10 protein-coding genes are annotated in these 14,751 nt (G+C 66.7%); 3 read left to right on the forward strand and 7 right to left on the reverse strand.

Annotation, left to right across the window (positions count from 1 at the left end; all coding sequences use genetic code 11):
• Positions 1-18: 18 nt before the first annotated feature.
• Both AZL_RS25995 and AZL_RS26000 read left to right on the forward strand, forming a co-directional pair.
• Complete coding sequence (locus AZL_RS25995) at positions 19-996, forward strand: alpha/beta hydrolase (RefSeq protein ID WP_247894465.1); 978 nt, start codon at positions 19-21, stop codon at positions 994-996.
• A gap of 279 nt (positions 997-1,275) precedes the next feature.
• On the forward strand, positions 1,276-1,527 hold the full coding sequence (locus tag AZL_RS26000) for a hypothetical protein (protein ID WP_042445663.1): 252 nt from the start codon (positions 1,276-1,278) through the stop codon (positions 1,525-1,527).
• Positions 1,528-1,612: 85 nt separating this feature from the next.
• Here the strand turns inward: AZL_RS26000 and AZL_RS26005 are convergent, their stop codons facing one another.
• Positions 1,613-4,933, reverse strand: coding sequence for a maltotransferase domain-containing protein (locus AZL_RS26005; RefSeq protein ID WP_012977405.1), 3,321 nt, complete (start codon positions 4,931-4,933; stop codon positions 1,613-1,615).
• Between the two features lie 232 nt (positions 4,934-5,165).
• Between AZL_RS26005 and AZL_RS26010 the strand changes: the two genes are divergently transcribed.
• Positions 5,166-5,987 carry a polyphosphate kinase 2 family protein gene (locus tag AZL_RS26010; protein WP_052293781.1) on the forward strand — a complete coding sequence of 274 codons (822 nt, stop codon included), beginning with the start codon at positions 5,166-5,168 and terminating at the stop codon, positions 5,985-5,987.
• 100 nt (positions 5,988-6,087) lie between these two features.
• Here AZL_RS26010 and AZL_RS26015 read toward each other — a convergent pair whose 3' ends face one another.
• The 6 genes from AZL_RS26015 to AZL_RS26040 form a co-directional block, all read right to left on the reverse strand.
• Complete coding sequence (locus tag AZL_RS26015; RefSeq protein WP_012977407.1) at positions 6,088-8,247, reverse strand: sigma-54-dependent Fis family transcriptional regulator; 2,160 nt, start codon at positions 8,245-8,247, stop codon at positions 6,088-6,090.
• Positions 8,248-8,472: 225 nt separating this feature from the next.
• A complete protein-coding gene (locus tag AZL_RS26020; protein ID WP_012977408.1) occupies positions 8,473-10,137 on the reverse strand; it encodes a molecular chaperone GroEL in 1,665 nt (554 codons plus the stop codon).
• A gap of 87 nt (positions 10,138-10,224) precedes the next feature.
• Positions 10,225-10,581: an MmoB/DmpM family protein gene (locus AZL_RS26025; protein ID WP_012977409.1), complete on the reverse strand. Its 357-nt coding sequence runs from the start codon at positions 10,579-10,581 to the stop codon at positions 10,225-10,227.
• A 36-nt stretch (positions 10,582-10,617) separates the two neighbouring features.
• Positions 10,618-11,757: an aromatic/alkene monooxygenase hydroxylase subunit beta gene (locus AZL_RS26030; protein WP_012977410.1), complete on the reverse strand. Its 1,140-nt coding sequence runs from the start codon at positions 11,755-11,757 to the stop codon at positions 10,618-10,620.
• Positions 11,758-11,789: 32 nt separating this feature from the next.
• Positions 11,790-12,848, reverse strand: a complete 1,059-nt coding sequence (locus AZL_RS26035) for an NADH:ubiquinone reductase (Na(+)-transporting) subunit F (protein ID WP_012977411.1) — start codon at positions 12,846-12,848, stop codon at positions 11,790-11,792.
• Positions 12,849-12,955: 107 nt separating this feature from the next.
• Entirely contained in the window at positions 12,956-14,620 is a 1,665-nt protein-coding gene (locus AZL_RS26040) for an aromatic/alkene/methane monooxygenase hydroxylase/oxygenase subunit alpha (RefSeq protein ID WP_012977412.1), read from the reverse strand.
• Positions 14,621-14,751: the final 131 nt, after the last annotated feature.

Below are 14,751 nucleotides of genomic sequence, written 5' to 3' on the forward strand. Positions count from 1 at the left end.
GGGTTGGCGGCTGTCGGCTTGGCGGCTGTTCTCGGGCTGGGGCTTCTGCTTGGCGGCTGCGCCGCGGATTTCCAGCCGATGGGAGCGGCCGTCGTCGAGCCGCGGTTGAACGACCGGGGACTGATCGCCGCCGACGGATTCGAGCTGCCGATGCGTTCCTGGCTGCCGGCGGACGGCAAGGTCCGGGCGGCGGTGGTCGCCCTGCATGGCTTCAACGACTATTCCAACGCCTTCGACGGCGCCGGCCGCGACTTCGCCGCCGCCGGCATCGCCACCTACGCCTATGACCAGCGCGGTTTCGGCGCCACCCGCGACCGCGGCGTATGGCCGGGCACACCGACCCTGGTCAGCGACGCCCGCACCGCGGTCGAAATGGTGCGCCGACGCCATCCCGGCGTCCCGGTCTATCTTCTGGGCGAAAGCATGGGTGGGGCGGTGGTGCTCACCGCGATGACCGGCCCCAATCCGCCCGAGGTCGCCGGCACCATCCTGGTCGCCCCCGCCGTCTGGGGCCGGCAGGCCATGGGCTTCTTCCCGCGCGCCGCCCTGTGGATCACCTATACCCTCGTCCCCGGCATGGTCGTCCATCCGCCGCAGGATTTGGACATCCATCCATCCGACAACATCGAGATGCTGCGGGCGCTCGGCCGCGACCCGCTGGTCATCAAGGGATCGCGGGTCGATGCGCTGGAGGGGTTGACCGACCTGATGGGCAGCGCGCTCGACGCCTGCCAGCATCTGCAAATCCCGTCCCTGGTCCTCTATGGCGCGCATGAGGAGGTGCTGCCACCCAAGCCGGTCGAGCGGGCACTGAAGGAGTTCGAAACCGGCGGGCGGCATGTCGTCGCCGTCTATCCCGACGGCTACCACATGCTGTTGCGTGACCTGAAGGGCAAACTGGTCGTCGACGACATCGTCGCCTGGATCGAAAACCCGAAGCTGCCGCTGGCCAGCGGCGCCGACCGCGCTCCAAGGGCCCTGCTCGCCTCCAAGTGAGGGGAACGGGGACAGCCCTGCGACATGTTGACCCGGTCCAGGCCCGGAGACGGCCGGGGCCGCCCCGGCCCAGCCGCTTGGTCGCTCCCTACCACGGAGATAGGAGCTTGGAAATCCGAAGTTATCCGCTCCGCCTACCCGAACGGTGCCCAGGTGGCCGCGGGTTTTGCACCCAAAGGTATAGTACCCGTTAGGACCAAAGCAACTCTGCCACTTCCGGCGGTTGAGGGATAAGGTGCCGCACAGGCGGACAACCGAATGTCCCCGTTGGGAGGAACCATGCACAGCGTCGAATCCCAGATTACCCCGTCCGGTGCGGCCCGCGCCGCGGGCGCCGCGACCGCTGCCCAAACAACCACTCCGACCGCCAGCCTCGATGTCCAGGCCATCGCCGACCGTTACGGCTGGACGCCTTCGATGGCACGCTGGTGGATGTCCTTCGCCGCCTGCTCCGTCGGCAACAAATCGGACGCGATGATCGCCTTTCTCGACAAGACCGTCGGCGGCGTGGCGATGATCCGCCGCCGCTGATCGGGACCCGGCAGCCAAATGGAAGCGGCCCCTCCGGGCCGCTTTTTTTATGGGACGTTCTTTGCCCACCGGCATCCCCGTCGGCCTACCCCCCCGGCGGCACGATCCGCCAGATCGCCGCCGGGTTGCGTTGGGGATCGAGCCAGACATGCTGGAACTTGCCGATCCAGGTGAAGCGGTGGCCACTGAACAGATCCTCGACCTGGACATGGGCGCCGTCGGACAGGCCCAATTCCCACAGCGGCACCTCGATGGTCCCGCCATGGCTGTTGTGGGGATCGAGATTGACCGCGATCAGGATCACATTGTCCTTCGTCGCCGTCATCTTGCCGTAGAGCAGGATGTTGTCGTCGAAGGCGTTGTAGAAACGCAGGTTGGTGAATTGCTGAAGCGCCGGATTCTCGCGGCGGATGCGGTTGATGGCGGTCACATAGTCGCGGATGTTGCCGGGCTGGTTCCAATCCCAATGCCGGATCTCGTATTTCTCTGAATGGTTGTATTCCTCCTTGCCGGGATAGGCCTCGGCCTCGCACAGCAGATAGGGACCATAAAGACCGTAGACGCCGGCCAGCGTCGCCGCCAGAACCGCCCGCATCATGTGGGCCGCCCGTCCGCCCTCGGTCAGAATCCTGGGCAGGATGTCCGGCGTGTTGGCGAAGAAGTTGGGCCGCATATACTCCTTCGACTCCCCCTGCGTCAGCTCCGTCAGATACTCGGTCAACTCCTGCTTGGTGTTCCGCCAAGTGAAATAGCTGTAGGACTGGGTGAAGCCGACCTTGGCCAGCCGCTTCATCAGCTTGGGCCGGGTGAAGGCCTCGGCCAGGAACAGCGCGTCGGGGTAGCGGTCCTGCACTTCGCGGATCATCCATTCCCAGAAGGGAAAGGGCTTGGTGTGCGGGTTGTCGACGCGGAAGATGCGCACGCCCTCGCCGCACCACATCAGCACCACATCGCGCAGCGCGTACCACAGGCCGGGATAGGACTGGCGATAGAAGCTGACATTGACGATGTCCTGATACTTCTTCGGCGGATTCTCGGCGTAGCGGATGCTGCCGTCGGGCCGCCAATAAAACCAGTGCGGATGCTCCTTCACCCAGGGATGGTCGGGCGAGCATTGGACGGCGAAATCCAGCGCGATCTCGATCCCGTGCCGCCTGGCCTCGCGCACCAGCCGGCGGAAGCCGTCGAAATCGCCGATCATCGGGTCGATGGCGTCGTGTCCGCCCTCCTCGGCACCGATGGCATAGGGCACGCCGGGATCGTCGGGGCCGGGATTCAGCGTGTTGTTCCTGCCCTTGCGGAAGGCGCGGCCGATGGGGTGGATCGGCGGGAAATACAGCACATCGAACCCCATGTCGCGCACCATCGGCAGCAGGTTCACCACGTCGTCGAAATTGCCCGGCCGTGACGGATCGGGCGAGGCCGAACGCGGGAAGATCTCGAACCAAGCCGAATAGGCGCCGGCGGTGCGGTCGACATGGACCTCCAGATCCCGGACATAGCGCGACCTGTATTGCCGCTCACCATACCGCGCCATGACACGGCGCGGCTCGTCCGACAGGGCGTAATCGATGGCCTCCCGGCCGGAAAGCTCCCGCATGCGCCCGATCACCGCCTGGAGAGCCGCGCCCCCGTCACCAAGGTTCAGGTCCAGCGACTGTTCGACGAAATGGCGGCCCTCGGCCAGTTCCAGATCGACGACCAGTCCGGCATCGACCTTTTTCTTGAAATCGGCGCGCCAGCTTTCCCACACGTCGCGCCACGCCTCGATGCTGTAGGTGTAGCGGGCGTTGCGGGTCAGCGGCACCCGGCCGACCCAGCGGTCATTCTCGTGGAGGCGCATCGGCGCCTCGCTCCAGTCGTCATCGCCATCCGCCCGGTAGAGGACGGAGGCCGCCAGCACGAAGGTGCCGTCGGTATAGATGTCGGCCCAAACCTCCATCACGTCGCCGACCGCCCGCTTGATGGCGAAACGACCGCCGTCCAGCTCCGGATAGACGGCCTCGATGGTCATGCGGCCGGCGGCGAGGGAATCCATCCACTCCCGCTCCTCCACTTCATGCAGTTCGACCGCATGGCTGCGGGCGGCGCGGGCGCGGAAAACGCGCAGTTCCATCGGGCGCAGCGTCATGGCCGCACCCGGCTCCATCGCCAACGGTTCGGCCTCCGGCGTCACGTCCTCGAACGCCTCGTATGTGCCGCCGGTGGCTGCCAGCACCGGACCGACATCCACATCATGCGCGCGGTTCTCGTCCGGATTCAGCAACAGGATCGCGCAGGCGTCGGGCTGGTCGAGGGCGGCGCCATCCACCTGCCGGATCAGCCCCAGCACCGGATTGTGGGGCGAGGTGACGCGGCGCTGCGGCCCCTCGACATTCAGCGCCGGGGTGGCGGCCTTCATCGCGTTGACGGCACCGATGAAGCCGGTCAGGTCCAGCTTCGGCGGTTCCCAATCGGCGGGGCTGCTGCGCACCACATCCAGCTTGCGGGTGAAGCCATATTCGAACCCCACCGGCATCATCACACCGGTGGAGAAGCTGGCGGCGAACAGGTAATGCATCTTCAACTGGGCGGCCAGCCGCACGGCGTCCTGGCTGCCGACCTCCGCCGCCAGCCGGTCGGTGTCATGGCTTTCGGGAAAGGCGACGGACGGTGCGATCCAGCGGAACGCCTCATACTGGTCCAGCAGCCAGTCGGCCTTGAAATCCCACCATTTGGCGCTGTTGAACAGGAAATCGAAGCCGGCGCCGCATAGCTCGCGCACCTGCTCCACCGTGCAGCCCAACGTCTCGGCGAAGAATTTCACCTCCGGATTCACCGCATGGGCGGCATCGATCAGGCTTCTCCACACCTCCATTGGAACCTGATAGGCGGCATCGCAGCGGAACCCCCGCACGCCCAGCCCGATATGATGGCGCAGATAGTCGGACCAGTAGCCGACCAGTCCGGCCCGCGACTCCGCCCGGTCATAGTCGAGGGAGGCGAGATCGCCCCACACCGTGACATGGGCAGTGTCGTTGGGATCGACGGCGCCGGGGCGGTGCAGATCGCCGTCGGGACCGCGCTTGTACCAGTCGGGGTGATGCTCGACCAGCAGGGCGTCGCGCGCGGTGTGGTTGATGACGAGATCCATCATCACCGACTGGCCATGCGCCGCGGCCTCCGCGATGAATCGGCGCAGCAACTCGTCATCGCCGTCGGAGGATCCGCCGCGCAGGGCGTCATGCAGCCGGTACGGATCCTTGATGGCATAGAGGCTGCCCGAGAAGCCGGGCTGATGGATCGGGTTCAGGAAGATCCAATCGAAACCCATCCCCTGGATCCGCGGCAGATGTCCCGCCCAATCGCGGACGGGACCGGCCAGGGTCGGAAACAGGTTGTAGATGCGCGGTCCGACGATGCTCATGGAACCCCCTTGCTTGGCCCTGCTTCCCCGTTGACAGCCTGCCGCTCCCCGTTGTGGGATCGGCCAAGCGGCAGCGGCGCTGTTCCCTTCAAGGGCGCATCGGCGCCGACGCCACGGCCGACACCATGCCCCCGCGGGTCAACCCGCCGGGGCGGTGAAGGTTCCGCCCGCCCGATCGGGAGCCCCCAACATCGGGAACCCGCCCCACCCCAACCAGCACAGGATGCAGCGCATGGCCGAGAAGCCCGGCAAGGTCTCCAAAATCCGCCTCGGTAAACTGGACCAGGACAAGCTGCGGATCGAAACCGCGGAGGAGTATGACCGCCGACTCGGCAAGCTCCAGAAGGAGCTGCTGCACATCCAGCAGACCTATTGGCACGAGAAGCGCCGCGCCATCGTGGTGTTCGAGGGGTGGGACGCGGCCGGCAAGGGCGGGGCCATTCGTCGCATGACCGAGCCGCTCGACCCCCGCGGCTTCCATGTCTGGCCGATCTCCGCCCCGACGGCGGAGGAGCAGGGCAAGCATTACCTCTACCGCTTCTGGACCAAGCTGCCGGCGGCCGGCACCTTCGCCATCTTCGACCGGTCCTGGTACGGGCGCGTCATGGTGGAGCGGGTGGAGCAGTTCGCGACCAAGGACCAGTGGAAGCGCGCCTATGCCGAGATCAACGAATTCGAACGGCTCCTGACCGACGACGGCGTCCGCATCATCAAGCTGTTCCTGCACATCACGCCGGAAGAACAGCTTGAGCGTTTCCGCGAGCGGATGAAGAACCCCTACAAGCGCTGGAAGCTGACCGAGGAGGATCTGCGCAACCGCGCCAAATGGGACGAGTACGTCAAGGCGGCGGAAGCGATGTTCGACCGCACTTCGACCCCGCAGGCACCATGGCATGCGGTGGCGGCCAACTCCAAATGGCACGCCCGCCTCAAGGTCCTGGAGACCGTCACCACCGCCCTTAAGCAGGGCGTGAACATCGCCCCGCCTCCGGTCAACGGCAACGTCGCGAAGATCGCCGCCGAAATCCTCGGCATTCACCCGGAACAGGCGTAAGCACTGCCCTCCCTAATCCGTCATGCCCTTCGCGGGACAGGCGGAGGAGATCAGGCCCGGTGTGCGGATCGCCGGGCGCGATCCCGCATCGCACCCGGCGTCAGGGGCCGTCGCGGCCGATCCCGTCGCCATGGGGTCGGGTCCGGCGCGGGGCGGCTCTCTGAATGCCGTGCTGACTGAGCTTGCGATACAGGGTGCTGCGGGAAATCCCCAGCACCACTGCCGCGTCCGACAGGTTCCCACCGGTGGCGGCGATCACATCCTCGATGGTCCGCTGCTCGGTCCGCGTCAGGGACATCGCCGCCGGGCCGGATGAGGCCGGAATCGGCAGCGCCGGACCGGACAGCGCCGGACAGGACGGCGACCAGCCGCCAGCCGTGACGCCGTCGCAGACACCCCCGCGATCGTCGCGCAGTTCGTCCGGAAGATCGCCGACCTCGATGCTTCCGCTGGTGGACAGCAGAACCGCCCTTTCGATCACATTCCGCAACTCGCGCACATTGCCCGGCCAGTCGTAGCGTTGCAGCAAATCCAGCGACGCCGCGGCAAAGCGGACGGGCGCGCGGCCGTGCCGCTCCGCCAGCAGGCCGTTGAAGTGGGAGATCAGGCGAGAGACATCGCCATGCCGCTCGCGCAGCGGCGGCACCCGCAAGGCCGTCACGGCGAGGCGATGATACAGGTCGCGACGGAAGCGGCCGGCGGCGACCTCGTGGCGCAGGTTGCGGTTGGTCATGGCGAGCAGCCGCACCGACACCCGGCGCGGGACATTGTCGCCGATGCGGTACAGCACCCCCTCCTCCAACACCCGCAGCAGATAGGGTTGGAGGTCGAGCGGCAGCTCGCCGATCTCATCGAGACACAGCGTGCCGCCGTCGGCCAGCTCGAAGCGGCCGATCCGCCCCTCCGCCGCCGCACCGGTGAAGGCGCCGCGCACATAGCCGAACAGTTCGCTACCCAGCATCTCGCGCGACACCGCACCGCAATTGAACGGTACGAAGGGACCACCCGCCACCGCGCTGTGACCATGGATGGCGCGCGCGAACAGTTCCTTGCCGACGCCGGTCTCCCCCTCGATCAGGACGGGCACCGGCAGCGGCGCCAGGCGTTCGCCCTGCCCGACCACCGCGCGCAGGCTGTCGCTGGCCCCGACGATATCGGCGAAGCGGGAGCGGGCATGGTCGGACTCGTCCGGCACCGGACGGCGCCCGCCGGGCCGGCGGGCCGGCACCGTTCCCGGAATGATCAGCAGCGTCCCGCGCCTTTCCCCATCCAGCATCAGCGGACGGACCCAGTCGGCCGGCACCGGCAGGCGGCAAGCGCTCTCGACGGCCGGCCCGCCCGTCATGCCGACAATGGACGGATCGACGGGGGGCAGCTCGACAAGGGGCAGCTTCGTCCCCCGGCTCAGCCGCGGCAAGTCCGATCCCAGGCTGGCCTTCAACAGGGATTCCGCCTTGCGGCTGGCATAGAGCAGGCGCCCGCGGGCATCCAGCGCGATCAACCCTTCACCGGCATATTTCTGGCTGTCCTCCAGACAGGCTTCGAGCAGCCGCACATGCTCGGCCTCCATCTGGCGGGCGAGGTTCCATTCCACCTGCCGGGCGGCGACCACGGCGAGCGCCAGCGCCTGCCCGCTGAAGCTCTGCTTCAGGCCGGAAATGTCGAGCAGACCGACGACCGACCCGTCGACGGGGTCATGGATCGGCGCGCCGGCGCAGCTCCATCCCTTGATGCCGGCGCAATAATGCTCCGCCGCCTGGACCAGCACCGGCTGCCTGGAGGCCAGAGCGGTGCCGATCCCGTTGGTGCCGGCGCAGGTCTCGCCCCACTGGCCGCCACAAGCCAGACTGATGTCGCGCGCCGAACTCAGCGTCGCGCGATCTCCTGCCGCCTCCAGCACCACGCCGCTGGCATCGGTGATCAGCATCACCGTGCGGGTTCCGGCCAGCAGGTCCGCCGCCTCCGCCAAGGTCGAGGCGGCCGCCTGGAGCAGGTCACGGTTGTCGCGGCGCAGCGCTTCGATATGGTCGCTGCCGACCACCGGCGCCGCGTCCGCCCGCGCATCGACCAGGAAGCTCTGACAGCGGGTCCAGGACCGGATGACCACGTCGCGCACCGGCAAATTCTCGCGCCTGGTCCCGGAAACGAAATCCTCCCACGCCTTCATCGTCGCCGTTTCACCATCCACCAGCGCCTGGAACGCCGGCCCGGACGACGCGACGGCCAGACGGCCGACGGCGGCCTGTTCGTTGGCCAACATGGTCCCCTCCCTGCTTTCCCGCGTCTTTCGGGCCTCCCTTTTTCAGGAGCGTCCCGATGCGCCGATTGTCCTTGGACAGGGATGTGGAGGCTCTTGGCCAAATCATCCGTATCAAGGATTGTTTGTATAGAAAATTATAAGCCGGGCCGGGGCGGGAGGGGTAGTAGCGGAATACTCTATGGCCATTTTCCCATTTTTGTCGCCGAAGGTGGAAGGGAGGCGGGATCAGGTTCGCCCATACCGTTCCATTCCGCCGCCGCGCGCCGGGCCGGCGGTGGGATCGATGTCATCGGGGATGTCGGCGATGAGGGTATGGGTGGTCAGCACCAGCTTGGCCACCGACACCGCGTTCAACAGGGCGAGCGAGGTCACCCTGACCGGATCGATGATGCCGGCGGCGAACAGGTCGCCGAAGCGGCCGGTGCGGGCGTCGAAGCCCGAGCCGTCGGGAAGCGCCGCGATCCGGGCGGCGACCCCGGCCCCATCCAGGCCGCCATTCTCCGCGATGCAGAGCAGGGGTTGCAGCATCGCCCGCCTCACCAACCGTACCCCGTCGGCCAGGGCGGCGCCCCCGCCTCCCGCCACATCCTCCGCCAGGTGGTCGAGCAGCGGGGCGATGCGGGCCAGCGCGGTGCCGCCGCCGGGCACCACCCCTTCGGCCAGCGCGGCGCGGGCGGCGGCGAGCGAATCCTCCAGCAGTTGGGCGGTGCGCTTCTGCTCCACCGGCGTGGCGCCGCCGACCTCGATCAGGGCGGTACCGTGGGTCAGCTTGGCCAGCCGCTGGGACAGCTTGTCCCGCTCGATGTTGGGCGGCGCCTCCTCCCACTGGCGCTGCACCAGGGCGCGGCGGGCCGCCAGCGCGTCGGCGTCGCCATGCCCGCGCAGGATGCTGGTGCGGCCGGCGGTCACCTCGATGCGGTCGGCGCTCCCCAGATCCTCCGCCGACACGGCGTCGAGGCGCCCGCCGAGATCGCGGGCGATCACCCGCCCGCCGGTCAGGATCGCCATGTCCTCCATCATCGCCTGACGCCAATGGCCGAATTCCGGCGGATTGATCGCCACCACAGTGGCGCGTCCGTCGCGGCGCAACGCCATCAGCGCCGCCACCACCTCAGGCGCCACATTGTCGGCGACGATCAGCAGCGGCCGATGTCCGGCGGCGATGCGGTCGACCAGACGGAGGACCGGTGCCGGATCGGCGATCTTATGGTCGGTCAGCAGGATATAGGGCCGGTCCAGCACCGCCGTCTGGCCGGTCGGCTCGGTCGCCATGTGATGGGAGAGAAAGCCGCGGTCCAGCACCATGCCCTCCAGCACATGCAGCGCCGTCGGCGCGCCCGGCTGGCCATAGTCGATGTCGATCACCCCCTCCGCCCCGACCCGGCGCAGGGCATCCGCCACCAGCCGGCCGAGCGCCGGATCGGTCGCGGCGACGGTCGCCACCTGCTCCAGCCGGGCGTGGCTGTCCAGCGGCCGGGCCATGTGGCGGAGTTGGTCGAGGACGAAGCCGCAGGCGCGCTCCATCCCCTCGATCAGCTCGACCGACCCGTGCCCCGAACCATCGCCATCCGCCAGCACGGCGACGCCATCCTGGATCAGCGCGTCGGCCAGCACGGTCGCGGTGGTGGTGCCGTCGCCGGCCACATCGTTGGTCTGTTTCGACACCTCGCGCACCACCTGGGCGCCCATATTCTCGAAGCGGCAAGGCAGCTCGATCTCCGCCGCGATGCTGACGCCGTCGCGCGAGATCATCGGCGTGCCGATGGGACGGTCGATGATCGCGTTGGTCCCCTTCGGCCCCAGGGTGCCGCGCACCGCCAGCGCCAGCTTGCCCACCCCACGGGCAAGCGCGGCCCGCGCCTCGGCACGGTGCAGCATCATCTTCGGCATGGCGTCCTTCCCTTCCATTCTTGATTTTGCGGATTTGAAAAAGAGGCGGAGCCCGCTGGACCTGATGCGGCCTCCGCCTTCCCGAGGTCACTCGTAGGCCAGCGCGTCGTCCATGTTGCCGAAGAGGACGACCGTGTCCTCGTCGATCATGACCATGCGGCCGTAGTGGGTGGAGGTGGAGATCTCGAAGATGTGCGGGGTCATCTCGCGACCCAGCGCTTCGCCGATCTCGCTCATCCTGAACTCGATCTTGCCCTCGCCATCGATGCGGATCATCGCCGGCAGATAGGTGACGGTGATGCCGGGCTTGCTTTCCATCACCTCGGCGATGCAGCGCGCCTCGACGCTGTCATTCATCGTCACGCCGCATTGATGGGAGATGGTGCCGTCCTGGGTGATGTCCTTCAGCGGCTTGAAAAGCTGCTGCACGGTGGTGACGCTCATGGTTTTCGTCCTCGTCTGGCGGAGATGCGGGAAGATTCACTCGGCCGCGGTGCCGTTGACCTGAGCGGTGACCGCGGCGGCCGGCTGCCCGACCTCGACCGGCGGCAGGGCCGGCAGACCGGCGTCGATGCCGATCTCGCGCCCGATGGCGGCGACGCGGTCGCGCGCCCGCTCGAACGCCTCCCCGAAGCTCGCCACCTTGACCCTGGGCAGCGACCACAGTGGCTGAAGCTGAAGCGCCGCCTTCACCGCCAGCCCACCGTGATGGGCGAACCAGCTTTGCAGCATGGTCCGGTTGTCCTCGCCATGGGCCGGGTCGCGCAGCAGCAGGGCGAACAGCTCCACCGCGTTGGCGAGGTTCCGCTCATAGTCGGCCTCGGCCGCCGAGATGACCGACGGGGTGGAAAAGTCGTTCTGCGCCGCCGCAACCTGCATGACGAAGCCGCTGCGGAACAGCTCGCCGACCAGCGGCTCGAAGACGAGGTTGACGGCGAAAACCTGTTCCAGGAAATCCGTGGCGGCGCGGATATGCTCCACCGCCTCGCGGCAGGGTTGCCAGATCGGGTCGTCCAGCCAATGCGCCTTGCCGGCATCGAGGTCGAAAGTCCCGATATCGCTGCCGACCTCGGCCAGATAGAGCGTCAGATCCTGGGCGAAACGCAGCTTGTAGGAGGCGTTGGTCAAGATGGCGTTGTTGACCATCTGGGTGTAGCCATAGCGCTGCGCCCGCATCAGCGCGGTGCCAAGCCCATATTCGGCATGCTTGAAGGCGCCGACATGGTTCTGGAGCACGGCGACCCAGGCCTTGTCGAAGCGTTGGGGCGCACCGGCGCGCCGCGCGTTCTCCACCACATTCTGAATCATGCCGACGATGGTGGACTGGCGCTGGTAATGGGTGCGCTCCCATTCCTGGTCGGGCGCGCGGAAGCCATGCCAGTCCGCGCATTTCAGCGCGGTCCAGTCCTTGGAATAGGTGGGCGTGCCGTCGCCGAAGGAGATGATCCAGTTCTGGAGCAGGTAGCGCTCCGGATCGGGCTGGACGTCGACGGTCACATCCTCGTAATGGGTGGCCTTGCGGCCCTTCGGCTCGAAATAATTGTAACGGCGGCTGTCGGAGCCCGGAAAGATCTTGGCGCCGGCGGCGGCGGATGCTGTCGCGGTGTCCTGCATGGTCATCGTCGTTCCTCCCGTATTTGCGCAAGCCCGGCTCAGCGGGTGGCGGGGGTGAATTTGTCGAAATAGACGCGCGCGGACTCGACACCGGCCATCTGCAAGACCGGCAGCACCGCGTCGATCATCGGCGGCGGCCCGCAGGAAAAGACGTCCGCCGCCTCCACCTCATCCATGGTGGACAGGTGCCGGCGCAGCACCTCGTGGATGAAGCCGGTCTCGCCGGTCCAGCCGTCGCCCTCCTCGGCATGCGACAGGGCGGGGATGAAGGCGAAGTCCGGCAGGCTGCGGGCGAATTCCTCGAACAGGTCGAGGTGGAACAGGTCCCGGCGGCTGCGGGCGCCGTAGAAGAAGCGCACCGGCCGCGTCTCGCCGCTGGTGGCCTGATCGCGCAGGATCGACAGCAGCGGCGCCATGCCCGACCCGCCGCCGACCAGGATCATCGGCCCGTCCCGCCCCTCGCGGCGGAAGCAGGTGCCGTAGGGACCGCGAACACTCACCCGGTCGCCGACCGACAGGCCGCCGTCCAGCTGGCGGGAAAAGGCGCCGTCCGGGTATTTCTTGATGATGAACTCCAGCCGGTTACCGTCCACCGGCGGGTTGCCCATCGAGAAGGAGCGGGTCAGGCCGATGCCGGGCAACGTGATGTCGACATACTGCCCTGCCCAGAACTTCATCGGCTGGTCGAGGTCCAGCGCGATGGCGACGATGTCATGGGTCAGCGGCCCCACCGCCGCCAGCCGCGCGTTGAAATCCTTCACCGGGATGGAGCGGGACAGCAGATCCTCGTCGTAATTCAGCAGTTCGACCGCCACGTCGCTGTAGGCCAGCGAGCGGCAAAGCAGGATGTGGTTGCTGTCGCGTTCCGGATCGGAGAGCGCGAAGGTGGAGTATTTCAGCATCTCGACATCGCCGTCGATCAGCAGGCATTTGCAGGCGGAGCATTGCCCCTCCTTGCAGCCATGCATCAGCGAGACGCCCTGGCGGAAGGCCGCGTCGAGGATGGTTTCCCCTTCCGCGACCTCCATTTCGATGCCGACCGGTTCCAGCCGCACCGTGTGGACGGCCGGGTTGTTGTGCAGCGCTTGTGCGGTCATGGTCTGTCGATCTCCGCAGGCGATGTCCGCCTGTGATGTCCGCGGCGGATCCCGTTCCCCCTCTCCATCCGGAAAGGGGGGGCGGGCACGAATGAACAGGCGGGGGATCAGACCCGGCGGATCTTGAAGCCCTTGCGGTAGTCCTCGACATGCGCCTGACGCTGTTGCGGCGTCATTTCGCGCAGCGCCAGCAGCGGGCTGCGGATGGTGTGGCCGCGCACATGGTCCAGCGTCCACATGTCCTTCTCCTCGAAGGACAGATGCGGTTGGGCAATCAGCGTCTTCCCGTCGGGCCGGACGAAGCCCATGTCCTGGATGGCGTCGGCGAGGTCCCAGCCGTCATAGACCTCCTCCCACTGGCGCCGGCCGGAGAAGCGGCCCATCGCAGGGGTCGGACGGCCCTGATATTCGGCGGCGAAGGCTTCCTTGTGGGTCCAGCGGTCGACCTCGGAGGCGTAGGTGTAAAGCTCGCCGTCCACCTCGTCGATCTGGAAATCCTCGCGGATGACGCAGGGCACCAGGCTGGACCAGCAGCGGTGCGGATAGACATAGCCGGTATCGGCGAAGGTGATCGGCACGCTGCCGGGCTTGCTGAGCTTGGCGTAATTCTCCCACCAGACGCCGAATTCGTCATACCAGCCCGGATACTTGCTCTCGAACCATTCGAAGTCGCGTTCGGTCATCGCCTCGATGCGCCAGAAATTGGCCCACCAGCCGGCCGAAAAGAACTGGGCGATCTTGTGGACATAGTTCTTCTTGACGATGCTGTCGAAGGCTTCGTGGACATCGTCATGGTGGATCTTGATGCCGTATTTCTCCAGCGGCAGCATGTAGGTGCGGTAATAATCCTCGAAGATCCATCGGTGCCACAGCTCGGCGTAGGATTCCTTGTTCTTGTCGCGGTGCTTGGTGCCATATTCGATGATCGTGCCGATGGCGGCATCGACGATCATATGGTTCTGCCAGAAGGAATAGCGGATGTCGCGTTCCAGCAGCAGATGGTTGTCCGGTTCCTTCAGCACCGACATCAGCATGGAATGGCCGTTGCCGATGTGGCGGGATTCGTCACTCTGCACCGACAGGAAGACGGTGGGCAGGGCGTAATCACCGTTGCGCGCCGCCTCCGATGGCATGGCGACGAACAGCGTGTTGGTGAAGGCGGTCTCGGCGACGACCTGGAGGTAGATGTTCGACGCGGTGATGGCATCGCCGGTCAGGAAGGCCTCACCGAACTGCCGGCCGATGGTGGTAGCGTAGCATTTGCCGAACGCCTTCTCGGTGATGTCGAAGCCGGCCGGATCGATGTAGTTCTCCATGTACCATTTCTTGAGGTTCATCTGGATCGTCGAGTGGCGGAACTCATCGATCATCTGCATGGTGAAGCCGGTGCGCAAATCGTCGCCCGGCGCCAGCTGGCCCAGCGTCGCCATCGACCGCGCCGCCGAGATTTCCGGGAAGGGGATGATCGCCAGGAACAGCTTCATCCACTCGATCCAGCGCGGCTCGACATTGCGGAACATGTCGCCGCGCAACGCCGCGTCGAGCGCGCCGTAGACGCGGTTGTCCTTCTCCTCCTGCATCGGGAAGTAGGAGCGCAGGACCTGCTTCATCGGGTCGCGCGGCGCCTTGGAGATCTTGTAGTCGGTCGGAAAGGCCATCGCTTCCTTGACGTAGGACGGCGTCCAGCCGAGATCGGCGACGCGGCGGGCCGCCTCGGTGATGCCGATGCCTTTCTGGCTGGTGATCTTGTTCAGCGTCAATCCATCCGGCATGTCGTCTCTCCCCATGATTTCGATGTTGGTGATCCGGGCCTGAAGGATCGCGTCGGCCGCATTCGCCGGATGACGGAACATCGGCGGTTTCAAGGGCGGGATCGGCCGGACCGAAAACCGCGCGATGGCGC

Source organism: Azospirillum sp. B510 (assembly GCF_000010725.1).
Taxonomy (GTDB): Bacteria; Pseudomonadota; Alphaproteobacteria; order Azospirillales; family Azospirillaceae; genus Azospirillum; species Azospirillum lipoferum_B.

Bases quoted from the DNA above. Each gene is read 5' to 3' on its own strand.
- AZL_RS26000 (WP_042445663.1), top strand. From the start codon at position 1,276: ATGCACAGCGTCGAATCCCAGATTACCCCGTCCGGTGCGGCCCGCGCC.
- AZL_RS26005 (WP_012977405.1), bottom strand. From the start codon at position 4,933: ATGAGCATCGTCGGACCGCGCATCTACAACCTGTTTCCGACCCTGGCC.
- AZL_RS26010 (WP_052293781.1), top strand. From the start codon at position 5,166: ATGGCCGAGAAGCCCGGCAAGGTCTCCAAAATCCGCCTCGGTAAACTG.
- AZL_RS26015 (WP_012977407.1), bottom strand. From the start codon at position 8,247: ATGTTGGCCAACGAACAGGCCGCCGTCGGCCGTCTGGCCGTCGCGTCG.
- AZL_RS26020 (WP_012977408.1), bottom strand. From the start codon at position 10,137: ATGCCGAAGATGATGCTGCACCGTGCCGAGGCGCGGGCCGCGCTTGCC.
- AZL_RS26025 (WP_012977409.1), bottom strand. From the start codon at position 10,581: ATGAGCGTCACCACCGTGCAGCAGCTTTTCAAGCCGCTGAAGGACATC.
- AZL_RS26030 (WP_012977410.1), bottom strand. From the start codon at position 11,757: ATGACCATGCAGGACACCGCGACAGCATCCGCCGCCGCCGGCGCCAAG.
- AZL_RS26035 (WP_012977411.1), bottom strand. From the start codon at position 12,848: ATGACCGCACAAGCGCTGCACAACAACCCGGCCGTCCACACGGTGCGG.
- AZL_RS26040 (WP_012977412.1), bottom strand. From the start codon at position 14,620: ATGCCGGATGGATTGACGCTGAACAAGATCACCAGCCAGAAAGGCATC.